The following is a 25626-nucleotide window of genomic DNA, read 5'->3' as shown; positions in this document are numbered from 1 at the left end:
ATATTTTATATTACCTTTTATTGTATTAGGTTTACTGTTTGTTGTTATGAAGTTTCCAAATAGAGCTATAACAGCCAAGTAGGAGGGCGTGATCTTAATTGAAAGTTTCTGTAATACCTTCTAATTATATTATAAATGTTACTAAAGAGGTTAATTCTCAAATAGAGTCTGATTTTTTACTTAGAGCAGTAAAGGTAAAGAATAATCTGGAAGAGTCTGTAAGATTAATTAATATTTCTTTCACAGCTATAGTAGACGGTAGACCAGTTAAAAAAATTGTATATTCGGAGGAAATGATAAAAAATAATGCAAGTGAACTCAAAAAGAGTTTAGAAAAAATACAAAATATAGGTTCTCTGTTGATTCTTGGAACTACAAATTTTTGGGAATATGAAATACTATCGGAGACATCAAAGTTAGAGCCTAATCAGGAGACCGGTATTTTATTAGAACATTTTAAAATTCTCGATAAAGAAGCTGTTGATAAATGTATTTTAGAGATTTTTTATAAAAATATGAATGATAAAGAGAACAAGATAACTAATGAGATATTGGTACAAAAATATCATAACAATTATGAATATATTTTACCGGTTAAAGGATCATGGGTAGTCACAAACAATTATAATGATATATATAGTCACCGCCGTACCTTAAGTCAAGAGTTTGCATTAGATTTTATTCAAATGAATTCAGATTTTGTATTAACGACTAATGGTAATACTTCTAATAAAAATTATTCTTGTTATGGTGAGGAAGTTTATGCAATTGCCGATGGAGAAGTAGTAGATTGTTTCGCTGATTTTCCTGAAAATCCTCCTGGATTTGGCTCAAGACTCGATAAAGAAAAATGGAGCGAATTAGAATATAAACATGGTTTTGTTACCAGTATGCTTGGTAACTATATAACAATAAAACATGGAAGGAATGAATATTCACTTTATGCCCATTTAATTCCAAGAAGTTTAAAAGTAACTACAAGGGATAAAGTGCATCAAGGAGATATAATAGGTGAGATAGGCAATTCTGGTAATTCAGATGCACCTCATCTTCATTTTCAATTAATGTCTGGATCGGATTTTTTAACTGCCCGAGGATTACCATGCACTTTTACAAATATAAAGGATATGGTAGGAGAAGATATAAGCTTTTTAGATGAAAATAATAAAATTATATATACAGTTTAGATACTCTCGTCACGCAAAACAGCAGTACCTAAAGATACGATTATACTAACTAAAGAGAAACTTAAAAAGTTAACAACTCTAAAAGCAACTGATAAAGAACTATTAATATCGGGGAGGATTATTATGAGATTTACAGTCGAAAGTAGTCTCTCAATTACAAAATTATTTTTTATACTGTTAATCGCTGTATTAATAACAGTTAAGTTAACAGGATGTGGTGATCACGGATATATGGTTTTTTTAAATTTAGAACCAGAAGAAGCCGGTGAAGTTTCAGGAAGTGGAACTTATGAGCAAGGCGAAGAAATAACGGTATCAGTTGATACCGGAGAAAGTTGGGAGTTTATTGGATGGTTTGAAGACGGAGAAAAGGTTAGTAAAGAACAAGAATATACTTTTTCAGTAACAGAAAGTCGTAATTTAGTCGCTGAAATGAAACCAGGGGAAGGGGAGGTTATCCAGGGATATATTGAAGATTTATTAGAGATAGGTCCTCGTCCACCTGGATCTGAAGCGGAAAAGGAAGCAGCCCTATTCCTAAAGGATGTTTACCGTGATTTAGGATATGATGAAGAAGGATATGAACTGGAACTACAAGAGTTTAAGTTAAGCGAGCAAACAGGGTTTGAAGATCTTAAAGGGCCAGAAAATATGAAACTAGCAGATATTTCTGTGATGGACGGAGAAGAACATTTTGGAAATGTTTCAGCAGAATTAGCTGATCAAAGCTGGACTTATGAAAAATATCACGATACTGTTTGGCAAGCAATGACTTCTCCCCATGGTGAAACAGCTTCTGTAGAAGGGGAAATGTATTATAGTGGAACTGGTATGGAAGAAGGTGATTTCCCTGAAGAAGTTGATGGTAATATTGCTTTGATCAAAGTAGATGATACAGAAGTCGAATGGGAATTTAATGAAGATTTAAATCTGAGAACTTTCGAAATAAGTGAACAGCAAATCGAAAATGCAAAAGAGGCCGGAGCAGAGGCGGTTATTTTTACCTTCCTTGATGATGAACATCATCAAGGAAATACTGAAGCTCAAACTATGGTACCACTGATACAAGATAAAGAAGGAAAAGAAAAGGAAGTGAATATACCTATCCTTGGAGCATCATCAATTCATGGTCAGTGGTTACAAGAAATGGAAAAAGAACATGCAAATCCTCCAGAGTTAGAAATCAGCAGCTATAAAAATATTGATTTAAAGTCATATAATGTGGTGGCCACAAAGAAGTCAGATAAGGAAGATGCTCCGATTATCACAGTCACAGCCCATTTGGACAGTGTGCCTGGTTCTCCCGGCGCCAGTGATAATGCTTCAGGAACTACCACTTTACTCAAACTGGCAGAATCATTAAAAAATAAAGACCTAGATGCAGAACTTCGCTTTGCTAATCTGGGTGCTGAAGAAGTTGGTTTGTTTGGAGCATATCACTATGTTGAACAACTTTCTGAGGAAGAACTTGAAAATCATTATAATATTAATCCTGACATGATTGGAACCAGTTATCCGAAAAATGATGAATTGTTTATCACTTCCTTAGACCAAAGTGAAAATGAAGTGACCAATAGTTTACTTGAAGGACAGGAAATATTAGATTATGATGTAGCTACTTTTGATGCTCAGGTCAATATCAATTCTGATCATGTTGCCTTCGATGATAAAGGAATCCCAGCAGTATGCCTGGTATGGATGGGGGAACGAGGATTAGAACCAGTTTATCACACTCCTTTAGATACTGTAGAAGATAATATTTCTGCCAAACGACTAAATTTGGCGTACGATATTATTAAAGAGGGCATTATTCAACTTGATGAAAGAATACAGGATTAAATTCATTATGTGGTCATTTGACAATAATATGATCATTCGTCGATCTTTTTCTAATCCTTTAACTTATTGAAAATATTCATAGGAAAGTAGAATCAAAGATTTTTTTGGTAATTAACTCATAGTAACTTTTTTAATACTTGATCGTCATATATAGATGAATAACAAAACAAAGGAGTGTTGATCTATGAATAAGAAAATATTAACAATCGCAGTTGTAGCAATGCTATCTATTATTTTAGCAGTATCCGTTAACGCACTTTCCTCAGTAACAATTATTTTTGATGGTGAGGAATTGGAATCCGATACTGAACCAATTATTGAGAACGGTAGGACCTTGGTTCCGTTGAGAGTTATTGCAGAAAAATTCGATGCTGATGTAACTTGGGATGGCGATAATAATAAAGTAGTGATAGATACCGATAAAGATAAAACTGACAATTCAGACAGTGACGACGCAAATGAATCAGATAAAAGTAACTGGGAAGAGAAAATAGAATTTGAAGATGGCTATTACAGACCAGAACAAAATAATATACCTAATGAAATTCAAGAATGGATCAATTATTCAAAAGAGGTCCCGGCTGTTCAAGAAAAACAATATGAAGGTTATAGATTTGTATTAGTAACTGAGGGAACTAAACCCACTGGAGGTTATGATGTAGAAGTAACAGAAGTAGTGGAAGGTTCGGATCAAATAGATATAAAAGTTCGTTCAACAGAACCTGGAGAAGATGAGCTAGTTACGGAAGCTTTAACTTATCCCTATGATTTAATTATCGTAGAGAATAATGATCTCCCCTTGAATTTCATCGATGTTGAAGATCCCGACAGATATTTTAAAAGTTTTATTGGCATTGATACTATTGAATCACCTATAGTTGCAGAATCTGAATATATTAAAGTATTTAGTCCTGAACCGGGAGATGAAATAGAGGACAAAGTTAAATTAACAGGACTTGCTAGTGTTTTTGAGGGCACAGTTTCCTATGATTTAGTTACAGAAGATGGTGAAGTAGTTTACAAAGATCATACAACAGCTGCTATGGGAGACTGGGGATACTTTGAAGAGGAAGTTGAAATACCTTCAGATGTAGATGAAGAAATAACATTAAAACTTTATAGCACAAGTATGAAAGACGGTTCTAAACAGTTTGTTGTTGAAATTCCGTTAAATGTTTAATCTAAATGTTTAAATACATTTATCTGATCAATCTAATTCGTTTTAATCTGAAAGTAATCAACAAAATAAATCAGAAAAAATAACAAAGGAAACTACTGATCCAGAAAGAGAAAAAGTTTATGATTTAGATATAAAAGAAAAAGGTAATAAGTTGACTATAGAAAAAAAGAAAATCCACTGAGGTAGGAGAGGTCCTATCTCAGTGGATTAAATAATGTTTAAAAGGATAATGATTATTCAGACTTATTTTGTATCCGAGTCTAAATATTTCAGCTAGTGTTAGTGTTAAGAAAGCTAGAAGAAAATATATCAATGTATCCAATCCGATGCTAAAATATGGATAGAAATTTAAAAAAGTCCCAAAGTTTTGTATATTGATGATGAAATCAAACATGGCAAATCCTAATAGAATATAACCAATCTTTCTGAATCTTACTATATTTTCATAGCAAAAAGGTGTATTATTTGCTACGGTGTTTATAATAATTTTTAACAGAAAAGTAGCAGACGCTAGAAATAAACCTCCTATTAATTGCTGAAAAGCATATTAGTGATGAGCAAACAGAAGTAATCATTGAATGGAAAAAAGACGGTGAACAATTAGAAGAAATCATTAGATTGGTGAAAGAATGATTAAATATGAAAGTGGTTTTAAACAGAAAGTACCATTCAGTATTATGCTTAGAAATACAAAAACTGTGGAGGTGCTATTATGGGGAGAATAGGAATGCCAGAGTTAGTAATAGTTTTGTTTGTATTTTTGGGTGGAGGATTTATAATATATCAATTAATTAAAAATGCTGTAAAGAAAGGTCTAAACGAAGCAAAAGATAAAAATAGCGACGAATAACTCGAGGCACAACTATAGTCTGTAACTGCTACTTATGGTATCCGGGGAAGACAGTTCTTTTTAAGCAGTCTCACTGACTAGGAGGTTATGTTCTCTCCCCGGATAGCCACCTCTAATTATTATGTAATTATTTTGAATAGGCCCCAACGATTATGATCAATCTGATGACTTGAGCATAACGAGGTTTTTAACTAATTAATTTTTCTTGAAGTATTATTTAGAGTAACCACTTGTAAAGAGACTACTTTTTTACCATTGGCCACTGATTGTTTACCAACTTCTTCAAAACCGAAGTGTTTGTGAAACTGCAGTGAAACAGGGTTTTCAGGCTCAATGTCAATTTCTGCAGCAACTACCGGAACCTCCATGACACGCGCAGACTCCAAAATGGATTCATAAAGTGCCTTCCCAATACCATTACCATGCATCGCCACCGACACCACCACGCGATCAATATAGAGGAACGAATCATACTTTTCAGCAAACCATTGATAATTCACACTGTCGTAACGTCTGTTCTCACGAAACGCCAAAACAAACGCTTCAACACTTCCACTCACTTCAACCACTTTTGCGACATCCACTTCATAAATCAATTCCTTAAGCTGATCCATATCCAGTGGAGATAAAAAGTGTACAGATTCTTCATTCAGTTCAAGAACACGGTGCAAGTCTTTTGATTCCAAGTTTCTAATTGTTATTTCACTCATCTCTACTCTCCTTGTTGTTAGTTTATGCACATTATACAGAAAAAACCTACCCAAGTCAATGTCACTATGAAAATCAAACGATAATTATATGGAATAATTCTTAGCGCCAAATTCATATGCAACAGATAATCAAATTGTTTGCGCTATTCCCTGCTCAAGTCACTAATATGTAGTAGATATTTTATTAAACAAAACTTTGGAGGTGAAGGAGTTTTAATGACTAACAGCTTATCTCAAAATAATACCCCTTTTTTTGGGAACATATAAAAACTCACTATGAAATCAGAGTTGATTTATATGAGGATTATTTAGATGGTACAGAAGAAATTTCTATTACTAATACCACAGATTATTCTTTTGACGTAAGAGTGTGGGGCGGTACTATGCCCGAAACTGGTATTGGAGCTTCTTTTATGCTAGCTCTTGGTACTTATTCAAACTTTGCATATCCTTCAGATGTTGCAGATAGTAGAAAATGGTTCGGTAATAATAACGACCTGAAAGAGTTAACAATGACCGGGGAAGGAAAAATACATTACCTTGATGAGATAGGCATAGGTAAAATTAATTAGATAATTACACAAAATATGGTAAATTCATACAGGAGTTCATTGGTTATTAAGGGTCTTGAAAGAAAAAGACCCTCCTTTAATCTCTTTGGGTTATTTAGCAGCGAAATATTTATTATTTCTATAAACCCCAAAACTTTTGCCCTTCACATTTGCCCGTGAAGGGCTTCCTATTTTCTTTAGAGGGGTGTAAGTATGGGTTAATCATATAGCATGGTAATTCGACCTGTGATATGTGTGATACCGATAAGACAATTTATAACAACAAGTACGTAAAAGTTGTAAACGTTATCTTTTGTAAAAAATGCAAGACACTGGATATGTTGAGGTTCCTAATAATCAAATAATCCTCTGTCCCCATTGCACAAAAGCTGTTAAATATCTAGACAAGGATAGAAATAATTATTTAATATGTGTTGATGAAAATTGTGAGTATATACAAAGACTAGAAAAGAAGCATAATCATTTTGATGACGGAACACTCGAAATGCAGTCCCTAAACAGTTCAGATGCGCTATTAATGAACATTTTCTGCTACCCTGAAGTGTTCAAGTGGAAGGGATTAACTGATTTGTTGGAAATTGAACCAGACGAAATAAAGTTTGGATGGCAGGCCAGTTTTCCCAACGAAAAACATGGACGAGCTACAGAAATAGATATGAAAATAGGCAGCCATATATTCGAAGCCAAGCTTACAGAAGAAAATTTTACTGATAAAGAAGTCCAAGTAATTAAAGGCTACCTAAACTTCCAGGAAGTCTTCAATCCAGACATGCTACTTAAAAGAAATGGTAAGATAGAATCCTATCAGTTGATTAGAAATTTTTTGGTTGCTTTTGAAGAGGAGTTTTCATTTACACTTTTAGTTGATGAAAGAAGACCAGATTTAATTAGGAAATTTTATGAGGTTAGGGAGGCTTGTAAAGATGAAGATTTAAGAAAACGTACTAAATTTGTTACATGGCAGGAGTTAACATCAAAGGTGGGGCAAGATTTAAAGGGGTATTTAAATCGGAAGTATTTTGCAAATGATATGTAGTTGAATTACTTTATATAATCACTTTTTGAAACATCAGTAAAATATGGAAGGATTTCTGTTGATAAATTTCGAAATATTATTATAAATATCCTTTTAGAGTATGTGTAAAAATTCAAAAAACAGGCATTAATATAAGCGGAAAATTATCTTTTTTCATAATTAGGGAGATGAGAGCTTTGAATAAATTTATTCGGATTGGCACTATATTAATGACTAAATCTAACTTAAGGTCCCCCATAAACGCTAAAATTTCTAAGGATAATTTGTATGTTATTATAGAACATGAGGGACAACTAATTAGCTTTCATTTCAATTATTGTGCTGATGCTGAATTTGGAAAAAGAATTTATGTTAAAAAAGCTTATCTGAAGTTAGAAGAGCACAATAGAATTAAAAAAAACATAAAATACAAGCGACTAGGTTATTTTCTCATGTGGCATAATTCTTGTGATTTAATTAAAGATTCTTCCTGCTTTTTAAATGATAGTTGGATAAAAATATTAAAAGAAATAGTTATTTTTATGTTTTATATTAGTGTATGGAAGATTTCTAAAAAGTATCATTTGGTAATAGAGGTTAATGAAGGTCAAGTAAAAAGCGTTAAATTTCCCAAAAATTATAAATGTCAATTTAAAGAATTACGAAAGTTAGAAGATGATTTTTACAAAAATAAACAAGGACTCAAAAAGAATACAAACATTAAATATAATAAAACAGAAAAGAATATTACTGTGTCCGACATTGAGGTTGCAAAAAAAGAATCTTTTGATTTAAATTATTTTTCAATGGATAAAATATTTAGAGAAATCAACTATGATTTATATAATGATTTTATAAAAACCCTTAAAAAATACGAGGAAAATAATAAAATTTTTATAAATATCAATGATTTCATTAATTTTTGGTTTGATCGCTTTTTATATAATACAACTAATTTAACAATCAATAATGAGACAAATTTTCCTACACTGACATTCTTGAAGGCATATCTCGCTTCATATATACCAGAATACTACTCATTAAATGATCAAAGTTTGAAAGATACCACAAAAGTTAAGAAACCTCGGAAAAGTTGCGAGAACTGTCGTTTTAATCGTATATGCATTAAAAAATATAAAATAAAAAGGAAAGATGGCTGCAATTCTTTTGAAGTTGGTGCAGCTATTAAAAATGATATTTCACAGTACGATTCACGTTAAGAATAAACTTATAGCCCCGATAGTTTTGGTGTTATAAAGTAAAATTAGTTACCATTTATTTTTTATATCAGAAGTATAAATGCAGTCTAGCATATGCAAAAAGTAACGCTATTACTTTGAAGTCTATAAATACCAAAATTTTGTTAAAAAGTGATTTCATGCACTCAATAGTAATGAAAAAAAGCTAGTCATTAATTTTTTTATGTTATAACATAGTTTTAATCATGGTTAATTTGAAAAACCAATAAATGCTAGAAAGGAAGAAAATAGTGGTGTTAGTATAAATTCTTGGACACATCATGGTTAAGTCACTTACAATATTAATAACGAAAGGATGTGTCCAGTAATGAGTAATAAGAGATATAATGAAGACTTCAAAAGAACAATTGTAGATTTATATAATTCAGGTAGTTCTGTGAAGGATTTGTCTAGCGAATATGGTGTGACAGAGGTTACTATTTATAAATGGATCAAAGATTTCTCTCCAAACCAACAATCTGGCAGTGAGGGAGCCACTTCAAAAGATGTGGAAGAAATGCAAAAAGAAATGGCTCGCTTGAAAGAGGAGAATGAAATCTTAAAAAAGGCTATGACCATATTCGCCAAAAAGTAGACAATACAGAGCTTACTGAATTTATAAAAGAACAAAAGGACGAGCATACTATCAAAGCTATTTGTGATGCTCTAGACTTTCCGAGAAGTACTTATTACGAAACAATAAATCGAGTTGAATCTAATCGTGACAAAGAAAACAGAGAACTATTAGATCAAATAACTCAAATTCATAAAAACAGTAAAAAGCGATATGGTGCACCAAAGATCCACGCTGTGCTAATCAATAAAGGATACAAAGTCAGCTTAAAAAGAGTCCAACGATTAATGAGAAAAGAGGGTATCAAATCAATTGTCAGGAAAAAATATCGGCCTTATCCTAATAGAGAAAAAGTAGTCGAACGAGAGAATCTCCTAAAACAAGACTTTTCAACTACATTTGTCAATCAAAAGTGGGTTACTGATATTACATACATTGATACTGTTAAAGACGGCTGGTGCTACTTAGCCTCTGTAATGGATTTACACACCCATAAAATTGTTGGATACTCTTTTAGCAAGACCATGACAACAGATTTAGTTATTAAAGCTGTTAAAAATGCTTATGATACACAGAAACCTGGCAATGGACTTATTCTACATAGTGATCTAGGTACCCAGTACACTAGCGATGACTTTAAGCGTTTTTTAAGGTACAAAGGGATCAAGCAATCATTTAGCAGAAAAGGCTGCCCTTATGACAATGCACATATCGAATCATTTCATGCTACTTTGAAAAAGGAAGAAGTTAACCATGTTAAGTACTTAGACTTCAAATCGGCTGAAATTGCTCTATTTAGGTTCATTGAGAGCTGGTACAACAGAACAAGAATCCATGGAAGTTTGGAGTTTTTAACTCCTCAACATGTTGAGGATCTAGCAAAGCAATCTGCTTAATACTTAACTTTTTGGTGTCCAAAATTTTGACCTAAGTCCATAGTTTATGGATACATCTGAAATAAAAAATATTGGCGTTCAAGGTCTAATAAAAGAATTACCTAAGTTAATTTATGCAATGCAAAATAGTACTAGAAATGCATCAGCTGTTAAGAAGCTTTCAAAGAAATAGGGTGGTGTTAGTATAAATTCTTGGACACATCATGGTTAAGTCACTTACAATATTAATAACGAAAGGATGTGTCCAGTAATGAGTAATAAGAGATATAATGAAGACTTCAAAAGAACAATTGTAGATTTATATAATTCAGGTAGTTCTGTGAAGGATTTGTCTAGCGAATATGGTGTGACAGAGGTTACTATTTATAAATGGATCAAAGATTTCTCTCCAAACCAACAATCTGGCAGTGAGGGAGCCACTTCAAAAGATGTGGAAGAAATGCAAAAAGAAATGGCTCGCTTGAAAGAGGAGAATGAAATCTTAAAAAAGGCTATGACCATATTCGCCAAAAAGTAGACAATACAGAGCTTACTGAATTTATAAAAGAACAAAAGGACGAGCATACTATCAAAGCTATTTGTGATGCTCTAGACTTTCCGAGAAGTACTTATTACGAAACAATAAATCGAGTTGAATCTAATCGTGACAAAGAAAACAGAGAACTATTAGATCAAATAACTCAAATTCATAAAAACAGTAAAAAGCGATATGGTGCACCAAAGATCCACGCTGTGCTAATCAATAAAGGATACAAAGTCAGCTTAAAAAGAGTCCAACGATTAATGAGAAAAGAGGGTATCAAATCAATTGTCAGGAAAAAATATCGGCCTTATCCTAGTAGAGAAAAAGTAGTCGAACGAGAGAATCTCCTAAAACAAGACTTTTCAACTACATTTGTCAATCAAAAGTGGGTTACTGATATTACATACATTGATACTGTTAAAGACGGCTGGTGCTACTTAGCCTCTGTAATGGATTTACACACCCATAAAATTGTTGGATACTCTTTTAGCAAGACCATGACAACAGATTTAGTTATTAAAGCTGTTAAAAATGCTTATGATACACAGAAACCTGGCAATGGACTTATTCTACATAGTGATCTAGGTACCCAGTACACTAGCGATGACTTTAAGCGTTTTTTAAGGTACAAAGGGATCAAGCAATCATTTAGCAGAAAAGGCTGCCCTTATGACAATGCACATATCGAATCATTTCATGCTACTTTGAAAAAGGAAGAAGTTAACCATGTTAAGTACTTAGACTTCAAATCGGCTGAAATTGCTCTATTTAGGTTCATTGAGAGCTGGTACAACAGAACAAGAATCCATGGAAGTTTGGAGTTTTTAACTCCTCAACATGTTGAGGATCTAGCAAAGCAATCTGCTTAATACTTAACTTTTTGGTGTCCAAAATTTTGACCTAAGTCCAAAAAGAACATATATTATTCCTCTAATGATATTTATAGGTCTATACAATGCTTATATGATGCCTTAATACTACTACCAAAATTACAAAATGAATTTAGAAAACATTTCATGAATTATGTTAGTGAAGATGAATTAAATCGTTTAGAAAAAGAAGAAAGGAGATTTTATCATTTAACTTCGCTTTTATGGAAAAAATTTGCTAATGACAAATTCAAGCCATATCAAAAGATAGAAAATAGTGTATATAAAGAAATGAGAAATATTGAGAAAAGACTTCATAGTAGTTTAGTTAATGAACTAAAAAATAGAGATTTAGAAACAAATCTTGTTAAAAATCAGAATGGGCTTAACAATATATTAATCGTAGATTATAAAAATATATTTTTAAATGAAGAAAAAATATTAAAAGATATATTCAATGCTTTACAAAACGCTTTTAAAATAGAAGAACAATTTGACTTTAAAAAGCTATATTTAGAACAAAATTACACAAAAATTAATGTTATTATATTAGAATGTGGTAAAATTTTGAATTCAGTTATGTATTCATTCCCATTATACAGAGTGTTAGAAGGTAATAATAACAATAAATTATCTTTCCTAGATTTAATGATGCCAGTTTATCTTGAAGATAGCTTAATTAAAAAGCTGAATTTAGAAAAATGGACAACTTCTATCCCTGACCTAAATTATACTGAAAAAATAATGTTCAAGTTAAGTGAATGTTACAATTACATTTCTCATGTTATACAATTTAAATACCTTGAAGAATTAATACAAAACAAAGAAGATACAGTAGGTTTAAATATTACTCAAGAATATATTAATTCAGCCACCGATTTAATTAATAAAAGAGTACAATTATGTATAGATTATTGTTCTTATTTACTAAATTCTCTAGATTTTTCAGAAAATAATATTAAAGAAAATGCAGAATTACAAGAAATATTTAATGGGATTGAAGTTATTTATACAAATCTTCTACCAACTGAAATGGATAATCAAACTGAAGATTATAATATCAAATTAAACTTTGAAGAAATGGAAAACTGGTATAATGATTTTTTTCATGTTCTAGATGGAATATATCATATATATAAGCATTTAGCGTCCTATAAAATCAAAACTAACACCATGGATAGATAAAATTATTCCTCTTTTAAAATTGTTGTAATGATATGTTTATAGTTACTTTTTTTTACATTTAAAGTGAATAGAGAAAAAATATTAAAATCATAACTTTAAGATCATATTTGTTAACTTTTGAGGGGGTAAATGACGTGTGGACAAAATTATTGAAATACCCTGTAAAAATAACAATATATTTATTGATGATATCTGTCGGACTCTTCGTCTTGTTTGGCTTGATTGATGGAGAAATTATTATATCTATTTTTTTTGCTATAATAGGCTTTGGTCTATATAAATTACTGAAAAAGATAAATGCCATTATTAAAACTCATTCACAAACACAAAAAGTTGATTATAGTACTCCGCAAAAAGCTCAACATAAAAATCCTTTAACTAAAGAAAAAATGCAAATTGAAACTGTCCCCCAGAACAAACCAAAGAAGTCTGATAATAAATTAACCTATAATGAAGAGGATATAATCTTGCCTGAGTATGCAGATTTGGAAACACCAGATTTTATTAAAAATGAAATTGAACGCCTTTCAAAAGACAAACAAGGTGACAACCATAGTCAGGATAATGAGATTAGGGTAACAGTCAGAATAGAAGGTTTAGGCGATGAAAAATTTGTTAAAGACTCACTAAAATATAAATCAACTCCTGGGTTTGAGACAGAATTTGTGCCTTTATATAAATATTGGACTACATTTGAGTCTTTAGATGAAAATCAAAAACAGTGGTATTTTTACTGGCGTGAACAGGTTGTAAAAGGTAATTTCCTAGACACTGATTTGAGCTATATAATTTTGTTTACTTATGAACTGATCAATTACACTTTCAATTTAAATGCTGCATTTAATGTTAGCATGATGGTTCAATTGTATGAAGCATATAAAGATAGAGTACCAAAGATAAATAATTATTTACCTACTTGGATTCATGATATGTTAATAGAGCTGGATGAAAAAGAATTAGCTCAAAGTTGGGGGACATATACCAGAAGAAGCCGAAACCCTTATGAAAAATTTTACAAAACATTCAAAAAGCATAAAGACGATATTAGTAAAATTTCAATGAACCAATGGAACTCAATAATACAAAGATACAATGAAACTAAATTCTTTAAAAATAACAAGAAGAAAGTATATACAACTTTCAAAAAAGCTCTAAAATTATTTCAAGAAGAAAACAAAGAAGAAGGTCAAGATTTAGAAGAAGCGTGGTTTGAGGAAAAAGTATGGCAAGAAAAACGTTATTTATTCAATAGTGCTGTAGTAAGAAGGAGAGTTTATCAATATGATGTTGAATATAAGGAAATGGTTCCTACACAATATTTATTTAATGAAATAACAGCTCTATTCAGATTATCTGAAAACGTTGCTAGGAAGCTAAGTGGCGAAAAGAGGCAAATTAAAGTAGAAGAGCAAGTACTTCCAGAAGGCTTTAAAAACAGACTATTAGATCATCTATCAAAGGAAGACATAAACAAAGTTAAAGAGGAAGAAAATGAAGTACCTAGTCGTTTTAAACATGCTAAGAAAGAAAAAGAGAAATCCGAAAATTATGGTAGCGAAATACCAAAAAATAACGAACATAGTACGGAGCTTCATAAATCTACTAATAGAGAAAAAATTCAACTAGATGAAAATGAAGCAAAGGAGATAAAATTAAATCACGAAAGTTTTATTAACCAATTCCAAGAAAATGTAGAAGATGAAGTTGATGCAATAGAGGAATCAACAGAAGATAAAGAAGGTAAGAACAAGAAAGATATTTTTGAAGAACCTGAAATATTTGAAGAGGACCTGGATTTAAAAAAGTTCATTAGTGAGCTTACAGAAAATGAAAGACTACTATTAAAAAGATTATTTGAGGATGGACAGCTGATCATAGAAGAAGTTAATAATTTTTTAAGGGATATAGGTGTTACTACTGGAGTGTTTATTTCAAAACTAAACGAAAAATCAGATGAAATACTAGGAGATGTGATTCTTGAGCAAAGAGGAGAGCATTTTATAATTAACGAAGATTTTGAAGAGTTAGTAGAAACTCTCAAAGAGGAGGAAGAATAGTGAAAATCAGAAAAAGAGACTCCACAGCTATATTAAAATCTCTATCTGCAGGAGTAGTTCCAAATAGAGGATTACAGTATATTATTATCGGAAGAGAAAAGGAAATGAAACAAATAGAACTTGATTTAGATGAAGTAAGTAATGGAAACTCATTGATTAAATTTTTTATAGGTGATTTTGGAACTGGTAAAAGTTTTATGCAAGCTTATATTAAACAAGTAGGCTTAAAGGAAAACTTTGTAGTAGCACAAGCCGATTTCAGTCCTGATCGTCGCTTATATGGAAACGATGGTCAAGCTCTTGCTTTATATAATGAATTGATGAAAAATTTATCAACTAAAAGTGCTCCAGAAGGAAATGCATTAACAAATATTTTAGATCAATGGATATTTAATATACAAGAACAAGTAGTTGAAGCTAGAGGTTATGAAAAGATAGATTTAGAAAATAAAGATTTTAATAGAGATGTTGAAACAAAAATAGAACATATCGTTTCCAACATGGATGAATTAACAGGAGGTTATGACTTTGCTAGGGTATTAAATATTTACTATCGTAGTTTTATTGAAAAAAATCAAGATCAAAAAAGAGCTGTTTTACGTTGGATTAGAGGAGAATATACAACTAAAACAGATGCAAAAAATGACTTAGGTATTAGAGAAATAATAAATGATGACAATTATTATGGTTATCTAAAGGTGATAGCCAAATTTGTCAACCAAATTGGATATTCGGGTTTGGTTATTAATCTTGATGAAGCAGTAAACCTATATAAAATTACTCACTCATTAGCAAGAAATAAGAATTATGAAATGATTTTAACTATTTATAATGATATATTTCAAGGAGATGTAGAAAATTTATATATCACATTCAGTGGAACACCAGAATTTTTAGAAGATGAGAGGCGTGGTATATATAGCTATAGAGCTCTGCAAAGAAGATTAAGACCTGGTTTTCAAGATGCAGAATTTCAAGATTTGAAAGAACCAGTTATCAAATTGAAACCTATATCTGCAAATGAAACTTTAGCTTTACTAATGAACTTAAGAGATATTCATGCAGCACATTACAAATACAATCCCATAGTTTCAGATGAAGAAATCAAGAATTATCTAAATAAATATTACGAAATGCCAGGTGCAGAAAAATATGTGATTATAGGTGATATTATCAAAGGATTTATTAGCAGGTTAAATATTTTATATGAAAATCCAAACATAGATAGGGCTAAACTATTTGGCGAAATTAATATGGAAACTTCTCAAGAAACTTCAATGACTAATCAAACTACTGATTTGAATAACCGTTTTAAAAAAGAAAGCTATTAGGAGGTTAAGGCTTGAGCGAGACATTTTATTTATTGTCTGAAAGAATGCAAAAGAAAATATGGGAAATGGGTTGGGATGAATTCACTCCTGTTCAAGATAAAACCATACCTATTGTTATGAACACTAATAAAGATGTTGTTGTTTCTTCTGGAACTGCATCAGGAAAGACAGAAGCCGTCTTTTTACCAATTTTGAGCCAAATAGAAAAAGATGCAACCAAAGATTTAAAAATACTATATATTTCTCCCCTTAAAGCTTTAATTAATGATCAGTTTGAGCGTATTATTAAACTTTGTGAAAAATCATATATTCCTATTCATCGTTGGCACGGAGATGTAAACCAAAATAAAAAGAAACAGTTAACAAAAAATCCTGCTGGGATTCTTCAAATTACCCCAGAATCAATAGAAAGTTTATTTATTAATCGAACAAATGAGCTAAATTACATTCTTAGTGATATAGAATTTATCATTATAGATGAATTACATGCTTTTTTAGATAATGAAAGGGGAGTACATTTACGTTCCTTACTTTCTCGGTTAGAGAATTACATAAAAGAAAAACCTAGATACTTCGCACTTTCAGCAACTCTAAACAATTTTAAATTAATAAAAGAATGGATTAACTATAATGATATTAAAAATGTTGAAATAATAGATTCTAATGAAGACGACAAGGATTTATTACTTAGTTTAATGCATTTCGATAAAGGAAAAGACTATAAGAAACCTATTGATTTATATCAAGACCTTAGAGAATTAACTAAGAATGTACATTCCTTAATTTTCTGTAATAGCCGTGCCGAAGTAGAAGAAACAACACTTTATTTAAATCGTCTAGCAAATAGAGAAGTTAATACAGAACTTTATCTTGCTCATCACTCTTCTATAGATAAGAAAGAAAGAGAATATGTAGAAAAAACTATGGCCAATTCTAAATCACCCAAAAGTGTAGTAACCACTAGTTCCCTTGAATTAGGTATTGATATTGGAGCTATTGATTATGTTGTTCAAATTGATGATACGCATACCGTTTCTTCTTTAAAACAGAGGTTAGGTAGATCTGGTAGAAAGCTTGGAACAAATCAGGTTTTACAAGTATATAGTACAACTAATGATAGTCTAGTTCAATCTTTAGCAGTAATTGATTTATTATTAGAAAAGTGGATTGAGCCAGCAACGGAATATCCTTTACCTTTAGATATTTTATTCCATCAAATTATTTCTATTTGCCACGAAGCAAATGGAGTTAGACTTGATCCACTTATAGATAATATCAAAGCAAATGCAGCTTTTTATAAACTAAAAGAAGAAGATATTAATCATGTTATTAATTACATGATAGAAAACGACTTTTTGCAGTTAATTAGAAATAGTGCTGAATTAATTGTAGGACTAGAAGGGGAAAGATTATTGAGGGGTAAAGAATTCTATGCTGTTTTTATGACTCAAGAAGAATTTGAAGTGCGGGAAGGTATCAGAAAAATTGGAAGTATAGACAAAAGTTTAATGGTATCTGAAGGTGACAATATTATATTGGCAGGACAATTATGGACTATAAAAAATATCGATATTGAGCGTGATATTATTTATGTAGCTAAAGCTGTTGACGGAAAACCTCCTAAATACTCTGGAGGAGGTTTTATATTAAATCCCAAAATACCTGAAAGAATGCACAAAATACTGTGTGAAAGGAAAAACTTCGAGTTTATTGATAATATGGCTCAAAACCACTTAGAAGAACAGAGAAAACCTTTTGAGTTATACAATATAAAACCAAACGAACGAGTAATTTGGAATAATGGTGATGAAATCTTATTTGAAACCTATACTGGAACAAAAATATTTCAAACTTTGGCATGGATTTTACGATCTTATAATGTGAATATAAAAGAGATTGATGGAATTGGTAGGATTAACATTGAAGGTGGTATTGATTTACCAGGGGTTTTACAAGATATAAAAGAAACAGATTGGCGACCAGAATATTTACTTGATTTTACATTAGAGCAAGAAAAGTTCAAATCAAAATTCAGTCCATATTTACCTAAAGATTTACAAGATAAAATGCATATAGCACACCTTGTAGATATTGAAGGGGTTAAGACTTTTTTAGAAAATAAAAAGATTAAGGAAATTAAGCTATAAAATGAATACGAGTATTCGTTGGACTAGCATTGATTTACAGAGAAATATTTATCAAATCTTGTCTGTGTTGAAACTTATAATATTAGGACAACCTTTTAGTTGAAAAAATGAAAGAAGTTTATGTCTGCCTATAATGAAAGGGGTGATTTATATGAAAATTGACATTCACGCTCATACTAAAAAAACAAAGAGTGGGGACTCACATAAAAGAAATATTGATGCCACTTGTTTTGAAGAAATAATAAAAGCAACAGATGTTAAAATATTAGCTATTACTAATCATAATCATTTTGATATTGAACAATATAATGAATTTGTAAATAAAGTAAAAGGAACGTGCCAATTATGGCCTGGTATAGAGTTAGATATAGAAGAAAATGGAAGGAGAGGACATTTGATTGTAATTGTTAATCCAAATAATGCTCAATTATTATCAAATCAAATTGATGAGTTGTTACTAGACACAAAAGAGGATGATTTTGCAATATCTATTAGTGATACTGTTCATTATTTTGATCAGATGGACGCAATCTATATTGTTCATTACTACGCAAAAAAACCTAACTTAACAGATGATGATATAGAAAAATTATATACACATGTTAAAAATAAAAACAGGGTTATTAAAGAAGCAACTAATTCGATATCAGCAGGAATTTATATCAGCCACGGTCATAGATCAATTTATGGATCAGATATCGATGATTGGAATTATTATATCGAAATATCAAAAGATTTGCCTGAACTTCGTTTACCCGTTGAAAGCTTTGAGCAATTTTGCTTACTTTTGGAAAAAGATGAACCCACAATTAATACGTTATTAGATCAAAAAAAACCTGAAGAAATAACTATATACCCTTTTGGAAGAGAGGAACCTATAACCCTAAATTTCTTTAATGATATTAATATATTATTTGGTTCCAAAGGAACAGGTAAAACAGAGATATTGCGAGCAATATCAGATTATTATAATTCAACTGGCTTGAAAACTCGTGTTTTTGAATCAAGCTCTGAGAATTTAGAAGAAACTTTTGATATTAAAGGAGATAATTTTGATGTTGAATTGGAGGATCTGAATATAGAAACTTGTTATTCTGAAATAAAACAAATAAAATCAGCATCTGAAAAAAATATTACTAATGTGTCAAATTATCTTAATTACTTTTCATATCAAATTACTAATGAGAGAGCTAAAACTATATCTATTAAAGACTTCTCTTATAAAAACTCTAAACTGTTAGAAAGAAAACTTTCTGAGTTCAATAATATTTCTACCAGGCTAAACAATTTTTTAAATTTTATAAGAAATACAATTTTAAAGGAAGTTTTAACAAAACAATTATTTGATGAACTAAATGATATTTTGAATCGTGTAGCTAAAACAATTAATGAAAAGAAAGAAGAAACATTTATTGATTTTAAAGCAACTGAAATGTTTAATGATCTGATTAAAGTTTTTAATGATGAAATATCTAAAAAAACAGGCACACCAAGCAAGCCAATGAAAACTGGATTTCAAGAATATGCTAGTAATAGAATCAACATTGAAAGAAATGTTGATAAGATTGTTAATTGTATCCAAAAAAGAACCGAACCACAAAATGTTTATGTCGGAAATTTAGGAGAAAAGGGAGAACTGTATTGTAAAACAGAAATAATATTGCAAGATGGAAATATTTCTGATGCTAATTTTAACCCATTAAGGAATGTTAATAAAACGCCGCAAAAGGAATTTACAAAGAACATTTTTGAAATAAAAAAGAACTTATATAGCAGTAATTTATTTGAAATAATTTCTGAATTGTTTAAAATTGAGGAGATAAGAGATATTGACGACTTAATTCTTTTTAATCGCTACTTTACAATTAATAACAAACCTTATGAACCATCGAAAGGAGAATCTTCAATGCTCTTATTACATAAAGAATTGATTGATGAGAAAGATATTTATTTATTAGATGAACCTGAAAAAAGTTTGGGTAATGACTATATTAATAATGTTATTGTTCCTAAGCTTAAAGAACGAGCACAAATGGGGAAAAAAATAATTATTGCAACGCATGATGCAAATATCGCTGTAAGGACTCTTCCATATAGAACGGTTTATAGAATACATGAAAATAATTATTATACCACCTATATTGGTAATCCTTTTACAAATAGTTTGGTTAATGTAAATGATGATTCGGACTTGCTCGACTGGAAAGAAACAAGTATGAATATATTAGAAGGGGGAAGACAAGCTTTTGGTGAAAGGGGGCAAATTTATGGAAGTTTATGATGCTAATTTGATCGAAGAAGATGACCAATACATACTACAGTTAAATTTAAAAGACAAAAGTTTAGAAATTCCACTTACAGAAGATAAACCAGATGAAATTAAAAATGTTTTTAATCAATTAATCTTGGAACTAAAAAAGGGGATTTTTAAATTCGAATTAAAAGAAGAAAAAAGTAATCTCTATTATCAAATTAGCCATGAATATATAATGCATCTAAATGATGAGCTTCAAAATGTTTACGAAGAAATGGAGTATTACGATATGATTGAAGAATCAAAATAATTATCTTGAGTGGGTTAATTTCAAAACAAATCAACATTGTATTATACAGTATTTCTTTTGTACTCTATGAATTTAGAAACATAAAAAGGTAACTTTACCAAACTAAATAGGTAAAAGGTGAATCCTCAAATCACCTAGGTAGTACGAAAGTGAGGAGTTTTAATTATGAATTATACTGAATACATAAAATTGTTAAGATATTTTGATAATTATCTTTGGGATAAAAAAGTTGGAGAAACCAATTATAATTATAATGGATTAATATTAGATGCTTATTTCGAACTGTCTATCTTAAGTATTGATTACCTTGATATTGAAGATTTTTTTGATTGTAATGGAAAATTTAAGTACGATGAAACTAAATTACTTTCCGAACAATTTAAAGAAGTAAAAAATCCTGATAAAAAATTAAAGCTTATAGAAAATATTTTAAATATATTTAATTTATCCTCATATAATACAGAGGTTTCAGAAACTATTAATTCTAAAACTTTAGTATTTTTAAAAAGAAACAGAATAATGATCAATAATTTTTCTAACGGTTTTTTGGCATTGAAATATAATAACATTGTTGATGAAGGTTCTTATTGTTCTATAATCAAAGTTCATGAGGGAATTTTAAGAAAAGAGTTGAAACCATTTTATCGAGAAAATCCAGATTTTCAAAAGAGGATGAAATATGAATATGAAAATATGTTAAAGTTACATGACTGTCCTTACGTTTTAAATGTATACGGTTACGACTCAGAAACCCATTCTTATTTAATGGAAGAAGCTGATATGAATTTACATGAATATATAACAACTGAAATAAATATTCCATTTGAGCAAAAAATGAAGATTATATATGATGTATTAAATGGAATGAAGTACGCTCATAATCATAGTATAATTCATAGAGATTTACACCTTGGCAATATATTAAAATTACGAAATGACTTCGTATTATGTGATTTCGGATTGAGTAAAGATGAATCAATAGAGAGAAGTCTAAAATCATCTTCAACAGAGAAGAATAATCATATATTTCTTGATCCATTAGCGATTGGTGATTTCAAGAAGTTAGATAAAAAAAGTGATATTTACTCTTTAGGAAAAGTCATAGATTATGTTTTTACTGCAAGTGTTGATGAATCTAAATCACAGCATTTATTCACTTTTGTTGTTGAGAAATGTACTAGTAGGAATAAGGAAAAAAGGTATGAAACAGTTGATCAGGTATTAAGTGATATTGAGTTGAAATTAAAAGAGCAAAATAGAGAACTGGATAAGAAAAAAGTAGATAATAAAATACATAAAGGTATATTTGATATGCAAGTTAGTGATTATATTTTAAGATTAGTACGAAGTGATAGACTATGTGATTATTTAGTCAAACATAAATTATATTCATTTGGTAACATTATAGTTCAATTTGAAAAAACAGATCAAATTAATATACTTCAAACAATTAATTATGGCTATATTGATGCCACAGGATTCGGTCAATTTCATAATTACGATATTTTTGCAAGAATTGCTTATTTTGTTTGTTTGAATACTGATGAATCTAAAATTTTTTCTATAGCAAAAGATATTTTGGAAGGTTGTGCAGAATATAGGTATAACGCTGAAGATTATCTTGATGAAATAGAAAAACTCAATTTATAATATATATAATAGTTAGTGAAAATTGCTATAGAATGTAAAATTACTCAGTCTATTTCTAATAATTTTTTGCAACGTTATATTAATTTGCAAAACAAAGGGCTTATCATTTTAAATTGTTCAAGTTATCATAAGATGTATTTAGCTTAATATTTTCCATTCCAATAATAATCTCACATAGAGTTCATAATTATAGTGCATTGAAACATCAAGTTTTATAACTATTTCTAAATAAACTGAAAGAGATCTGCAAGGAATTACTTCAGTTATATGACAAAGTTATTTTTGACAATCCTCTGATTTCTAATGATTTCTAAATCAAATTGCATTAGGCAAGCTTATATCATAATGCTTTTACGTTAAATTATAGATAAATTGAGTTTTGATGAACTATTCTATAATCCCTCAAAATTTTCGCCCTTCACATTTGCCCGTGAAGGGGTTCCTATTTTCTTCAGAGGGGTATAGTATGGCTAAGTTTTACGGTGCTTTGAATAGATGGGCTTAAATACGGTAAAACACACATTAAAATTCATTTATTTGAAAATTTGTATTGATCAGCAAATTTTCTTATAATAAATCAGTAAACCCTTAACTAATTCAAAAAATGATCAAGCCTGGGATACAAAAACACAATTAACAGTATACAGGATTAAAAATTCAATCAAAAGAAAAGCAACATTATAAATTGAAAATGAGATGCTGATCGAAATTTAGTTGACCAACTTATCAATTTAACTAAAAAAATAAGTTCCAGGAGTAGGGGAGGGAGCCAAATTGAAATTTATCCTGCGTTCCATAATCAATTTATTCAATGTAATCATAATTCTTATTCGAAATTCAAGGCCCTCTCCCTTTAAATTTTCCTAGTTTACATAAGATTTAGTATCTGAGGTTAAGGAAGATTATGGTAGGGGAGGTCGAACCCATAATTAAAGGATGCAAGGCAATTTACCTCACATCCTTTAAGTTTACATAACATTTTTTATCTGAGGTTCTCCAACTTTTATAACATAATTTTTTAATGGAGTTTTTCATATTCTAGTTTTTTCCTTTTACGAGCTACTTCTGTATAATCTTTTAACCGTTTTATATCTTCATGTCCAGCAAGATCTGCTACAACTCCTTCTTCAGCTCCTTTATTAATTAAGTCTGTGATAAAAGTATGTCTAAACATATGTGGTGTCACATTTTCTTTAATGCCAGCTTTAATTGCATATTTATTCAGTAGCTTATTAACACCTTGGCGAGTAAAAGGTCTTTTTCTCTTGGTTATAAATAAATATGGTATGTCGTCGCTTCTTGTATCTAGATATTCTATAAGATACTGTTTACATATATAGTTAATTATTACATTTCTTTCTTTAAGACCTTTGCCTTTTCTAATCCAAATTTCTCTTGTATCCCACCAAATATCTTCAATTCTAATGTTTATTAGTTCACTTACACGCACTCCTGTCCAATGTAAAACTTCTATAATAGCTCTATCTCGTAGATGGTCTTTTGCTTCATTTTTTAACTTTATAATTTTTATTTCGCTTAAAGGCTTTGGTAATTTTTTTTCATGGTTTGGTATTTCAACATCTACCGTTGGAATTACACTAATATATTTCTTATATTTTAAATGGGAGAAAAAATCATGTAACGCTGCAATGATAACGTGTATAGTTCGTGAGTTATATCCTTTTTCTTCATACTCATTAAGAAAATCATCAATATCATCGTCGGTAACTTCCGATAGGTCATTTTTCCAAGACATTAAAAATTTTCTTATATAACGCTCATATGTTTCTAGTGTTGAGGCTGAGTGCTGATTACTGGAATTTTCAATAAAGTCCTTAAGTAGCTTCTCTTTTATCATATCATTATCCTCCTATGTCATATATTTGTCATATTCTTCTCGCTTTTTTCTTGATGAAGATTTCCCGTAAATTCTTGTTGTATTAGGGTCATCGTGGTCTAGTAGTTCTTGCAAAATAAGCAAACTTCCATCTTTTTCTAAAACCCTATTTGCAAATGTATGTCTACAGACATGAGGGGTGAACCTTCTAGTCAATTCTATATCGTATCCTATGTTATTAAAAATTCTTCTGACTGACCTCGCCGAAATTGGGTTACCATATTTATTTAAGAATATATCATTTGAATCTTTGGGAAGTTCTTCGAATAGTTTCTCTACTATAAAGCTTGTTTTTTTACTCATATACGCTGTTCTTTTCTTATTACCCTTGGTACTTATCCCTGACTTTATTCCTATAGAATTGTCTTCTAGAGATATATCATCTCTTTTAAGAGATAAAAGCTCTGAAGCTCGAAGACCTGTTTCGAATGCTATCAATATCATAGCCTGATCTCGTACTTTCATCGTTTCTATTTTTGACAAAATTGTTGCATACTCTTCATTTGTAAGATGTCGGGGTAAACTTTTCTCTGTTTTTGCAAACCATTTATCGTAAATTGGAATTTCGTCTATGTAATTCTTTTTTTTGCAAATTTGAAAAAAGTTTTAATAATATTTAACCTTTGATTAACCGTTTTTGGTGCTTTATCAACTTTATACTTGTTAAGCCATTTTAAAACATCATCCTGTTCAATCTCAGAAATTTTCTTCCTAACATCAGAAAAAAAGTTATATAAAACTGTCCTCACAGCTCTTACTGTGTTATCTGACCACTTGCGTCTTTTCTTTTTAATAAGTGACTCAATAATATTAGCTATTTCTGGGTCAATTGCTGGTTTAGTCATCTAATACCCCCTTGCAGAATAATAGGAAAAAGAGTTATGGCAGTTTAATTTTCTTTTTCATCATCATATAATACTTCAATGATCTTTTGTCTAGTTCCCATTCTCGGTTCTTTTTGAAATACATATTCTTCGATAAGTTCCTCTAAATATCTTTCCTTTAATTGTTTGGAAGAGGAGTTTGGCATATTTAGTTCACCTCAAGTCAGTCCAGATGATAACGATTTATCAAGGCATTTAAGCCCTGATAAATCGTTATTCTTTTTGGAAAGTTTCTCTGAATTTCAGTAAGTAAGTTTTTATGATACTTTCTAAACTACCTTTTTGACAAACTTCACTTAATTTAATACGTCTTCTTTTGATAAAGTTACCTGTTTAGTGTGATTTCTCATTCTATGCCTCCTTTTCATTGACTTTAATAGTGTTAGTAAATCTATTACCTCTCAACATTGACTTATTGTTAATTGTTTACTAAAAAAAATATTTTTATACAAAAAAAT

General features: G+C 30.3%; 21 protein-coding genes. 16 read left to right on the top strand and 5 right to left on the bottom strand.

From position 1 onward, the window contains the following. Positions 1–98: 98 nt before the first annotated feature. The 4 genes from NTHER_RS15225 to NTHER_RS15910 all read left to right on the top strand — a co-directional run bounded on the left by NTHER_RS15225 (position 99) and on the right by NTHER_RS15910 (position 5056). Positions 99–1187, top strand: coding sequence for a M23 family metallopeptidase (locus tag NTHER_RS15225; RefSeq protein WP_012447986.1), 1089 nt, complete (start codon positions 99–101; stop codon positions 1185–1187). Positions 1188–1310: 123 nt separating this feature from the next. After that, positions 1311–3026 carry a M28 family peptidase gene (locus tag NTHER_RS07765; protein WP_012447985.1) on the top strand — a complete coding sequence of 572 codons (1716 nt, stop codon included), beginning with the start codon at positions 1311–1313 and terminating at the stop codon, positions 3024–3026. A gap of 184 nt (positions 3027–3210) precedes the next feature. Beyond that, positions 3211–4206 carry a Gmad2 immunoglobulin-like domain-containing protein gene (locus NTHER_RS07760; RefSeq protein WP_012447984.1) on the top strand — a complete coding sequence of 332 codons (996 nt, stop codon included), beginning with the start codon at positions 3211–3213 and terminating at the stop codon, positions 4204–4206. 712 nt (positions 4207–4918) lie between these two features. Beyond that, positions 4919–5056, top strand: coding sequence for a hypothetical protein (locus NTHER_RS15910; protein ID WP_012447983.1), 138 nt, complete (start codon positions 4919–4921; stop codon positions 5054–5056). Positions 5057–5247: 191 nt separating this feature from the next. Here NTHER_RS15910 and NTHER_RS07755 read toward each other — a convergent pair whose 3' ends face one another. Further along, positions 5248–5766 carry a GNAT family N-acetyltransferase gene (locus NTHER_RS07755; protein WP_012447982.1) on the bottom strand — a complete coding sequence of 173 codons (519 nt, stop codon included), beginning with the start codon at positions 5764–5766 and terminating at the stop codon, positions 5248–5250. Positions 5767–6149: 383 nt separating this feature from the next. On the opposite strand from NTHER_RS07755, the gene NTHER_RS07750 reads away from it, so the two are divergent. The 12 genes from NTHER_RS07750 (at position 6150) to NTHER_RS07685 (ending at position 22387) form a co-directional block, all read left to right on the top strand. Continuing rightward, positions 6150–6338, top strand: coding sequence for a hypothetical protein (locus NTHER_RS07750; RefSeq protein ID WP_012447981.1), 189 nt, complete (start codon positions 6150–6152; stop codon positions 6336–6338). Between the two features lie 301 nt (positions 6339–6639). Then, the gene (locus tag NTHER_RS15905) at positions 6640–7374 is read left to right on the top strand and encodes a PGN_0703 family putative restriction endonuclease (RefSeq protein WP_012447980.1); all 735 of its coding nucleotides are present in this window, start codon (positions 6640–6642) and stop codon (positions 7372–7374) included. A 176-nt stretch (positions 7375–7550) separates the two neighbouring features. After that, positions 7551–8573, top strand: coding sequence for a hypothetical protein (locus NTHER_RS07740; RefSeq protein ID WP_012447979.1), 1023 nt, complete (start codon positions 7551–7553; stop codon positions 8571–8573). Positions 8574–8919: 346 nt separating this feature from the next. Then, a protein-coding gene (locus tag NTHER_RS15615; RefSeq protein ID WP_414628104.1) for an IS3 family transposase occupies positions 8920–10061 on the top strand; the annotation gives its coding sequence in 2 pieces (ribosomal slippage) (positions 8920–9160 and positions 9160–10061; 1143 coding nt in all). 250 nt (positions 10062–10311) lie between these two features. Beyond that, positions 10312–11453 (top strand): IS3 family transposase gene (locus NTHER_RS15610; RefSeq protein ID WP_414628103.1). Its coding sequence is split into 2 segments (ribosomal slippage): positions 10312–10552 and positions 10552–11453, totalling 1143 coding nucleotides; the frame shifts between segments, so codons are not numbered across the junction. A gap of 147 nt (positions 11454–11600) precedes the next feature. After that, entirely contained in the window at positions 11601–12638 is a 1038-nt protein-coding gene (locus NTHER_RS07715) for a hypothetical protein (protein WP_012447978.1), read from the top strand. Between the two features lie 134 nt (positions 12639–12772). Next, positions 12773–14695, top strand: coding sequence for a TerB N-terminal domain-containing protein (locus NTHER_RS07710; protein WP_012447977.1), 1923 nt, complete (start codon positions 12773–12775; stop codon positions 14693–14695). Next, on the top strand, positions 14695–16026 hold the full coding sequence (locus NTHER_RS07705) for an ATP-binding protein (RefSeq protein ID WP_012447976.1): 1332 nt from the start codon (positions 14695–14697) through the stop codon (positions 16024–16026). The genes NTHER_RS07710 and NTHER_RS07705 overlap by 1 nt, the downstream gene beginning before the upstream one ends. An 11-nt stretch (positions 16027–16037) precedes the next feature. After that, positions 16038–18173, top strand: a complete 2136-nt coding sequence (locus NTHER_RS07700) for a DEAD/DEAH box helicase (protein WP_012447975.1) — start codon at positions 16038–16040, stop codon at positions 18171–18173. Between the two features lie 151 nt (positions 18174–18324). Then, positions 18325–20454, top strand: a complete 2130-nt coding sequence (locus tag NTHER_RS07695) for a hypothetical protein (RefSeq protein ID WP_012447974.1) — start codon at positions 18325–18327, stop codon at positions 20452–20454. Further along, on the top strand, positions 20441–20737 hold the full coding sequence (locus NTHER_RS07690) for a hypothetical protein (RefSeq protein WP_012447973.1): 297 nt from the start codon (positions 20441–20443) through the stop codon (positions 20735–20737). The genes NTHER_RS07695 and NTHER_RS07690 overlap by 14 nt, the downstream gene beginning before the upstream one ends. 165 nt (positions 20738–20902) lie before the next feature. Then, the gene (locus NTHER_RS07685; RefSeq protein ID WP_012447972.1) at positions 20903–22387 is read left to right on the top strand and encodes a protein kinase domain-containing protein; all 1485 of its coding nucleotides are present in this window, start codon (positions 20903–20905) and stop codon (positions 22385–22387) included. A 1018-nt stretch (positions 22388–23405) separates the two neighbouring features. Here NTHER_RS07685 and NTHER_RS07680 read toward each other — a convergent pair. From NTHER_RS07680 to NTHER_RS15900, 4 genes are read right to left on the bottom strand one after another with little or no spacing between them, the layout of a single operon-like run. Continuing rightward, the gene (locus tag NTHER_RS07680; protein ID WP_012447971.1) at positions 23406–24245 is read right to left on the bottom strand and encodes a tyrosine-type recombinase/integrase; all 840 of its coding nucleotides are present in this window, start codon (positions 24243–24245) and stop codon (positions 23406–23408) included. Between the two features lie 12 nt (positions 24246–24257). Then, positions 24258–24842 carry a tyrosine-type recombinase/integrase gene (locus tag NTHER_RS07675; RefSeq protein WP_274377071.1) on the bottom strand — a complete coding sequence of 195 codons (585 nt, stop codon included), beginning with the start codon at positions 24840–24842 and terminating at the stop codon, positions 24258–24260. A gap of 11 nt (positions 24843–24853) precedes the next feature. Continuing rightward, entirely contained in the window at positions 24854–25129 is a 276-nt protein-coding gene (locus NTHER_RS07670; protein WP_041366995.1) for a phage integrase central domain-containing protein, read from the bottom strand. 44 nt (positions 25130–25173) lie between these two features. Continuing rightward, positions 25174–25314 carry a hypothetical protein gene (locus tag NTHER_RS15900; RefSeq protein WP_012447970.1) on the bottom strand — a complete coding sequence of 47 codons (141 nt, stop codon included), beginning with the start codon at positions 25312–25314 and terminating at the stop codon, positions 25174–25176. Positions 25315–25626 lie beyond the last annotated feature (312 nt).

Source organism: Natranaerobius thermophilus JW/NM-WN-LF (genome assembly GCF_000020005.1).
GTDB lineage: Bacteria > Bacillota > Natranaerobiia > Natranaerobiales > Natranaerobiaceae > Natranaerobius > Natranaerobius thermophilus.
The sequence above is the reverse complement of the archived record's forward strand: the minus strand, read 5'-3'. Positions and strand labels throughout refer to the sequence as shown.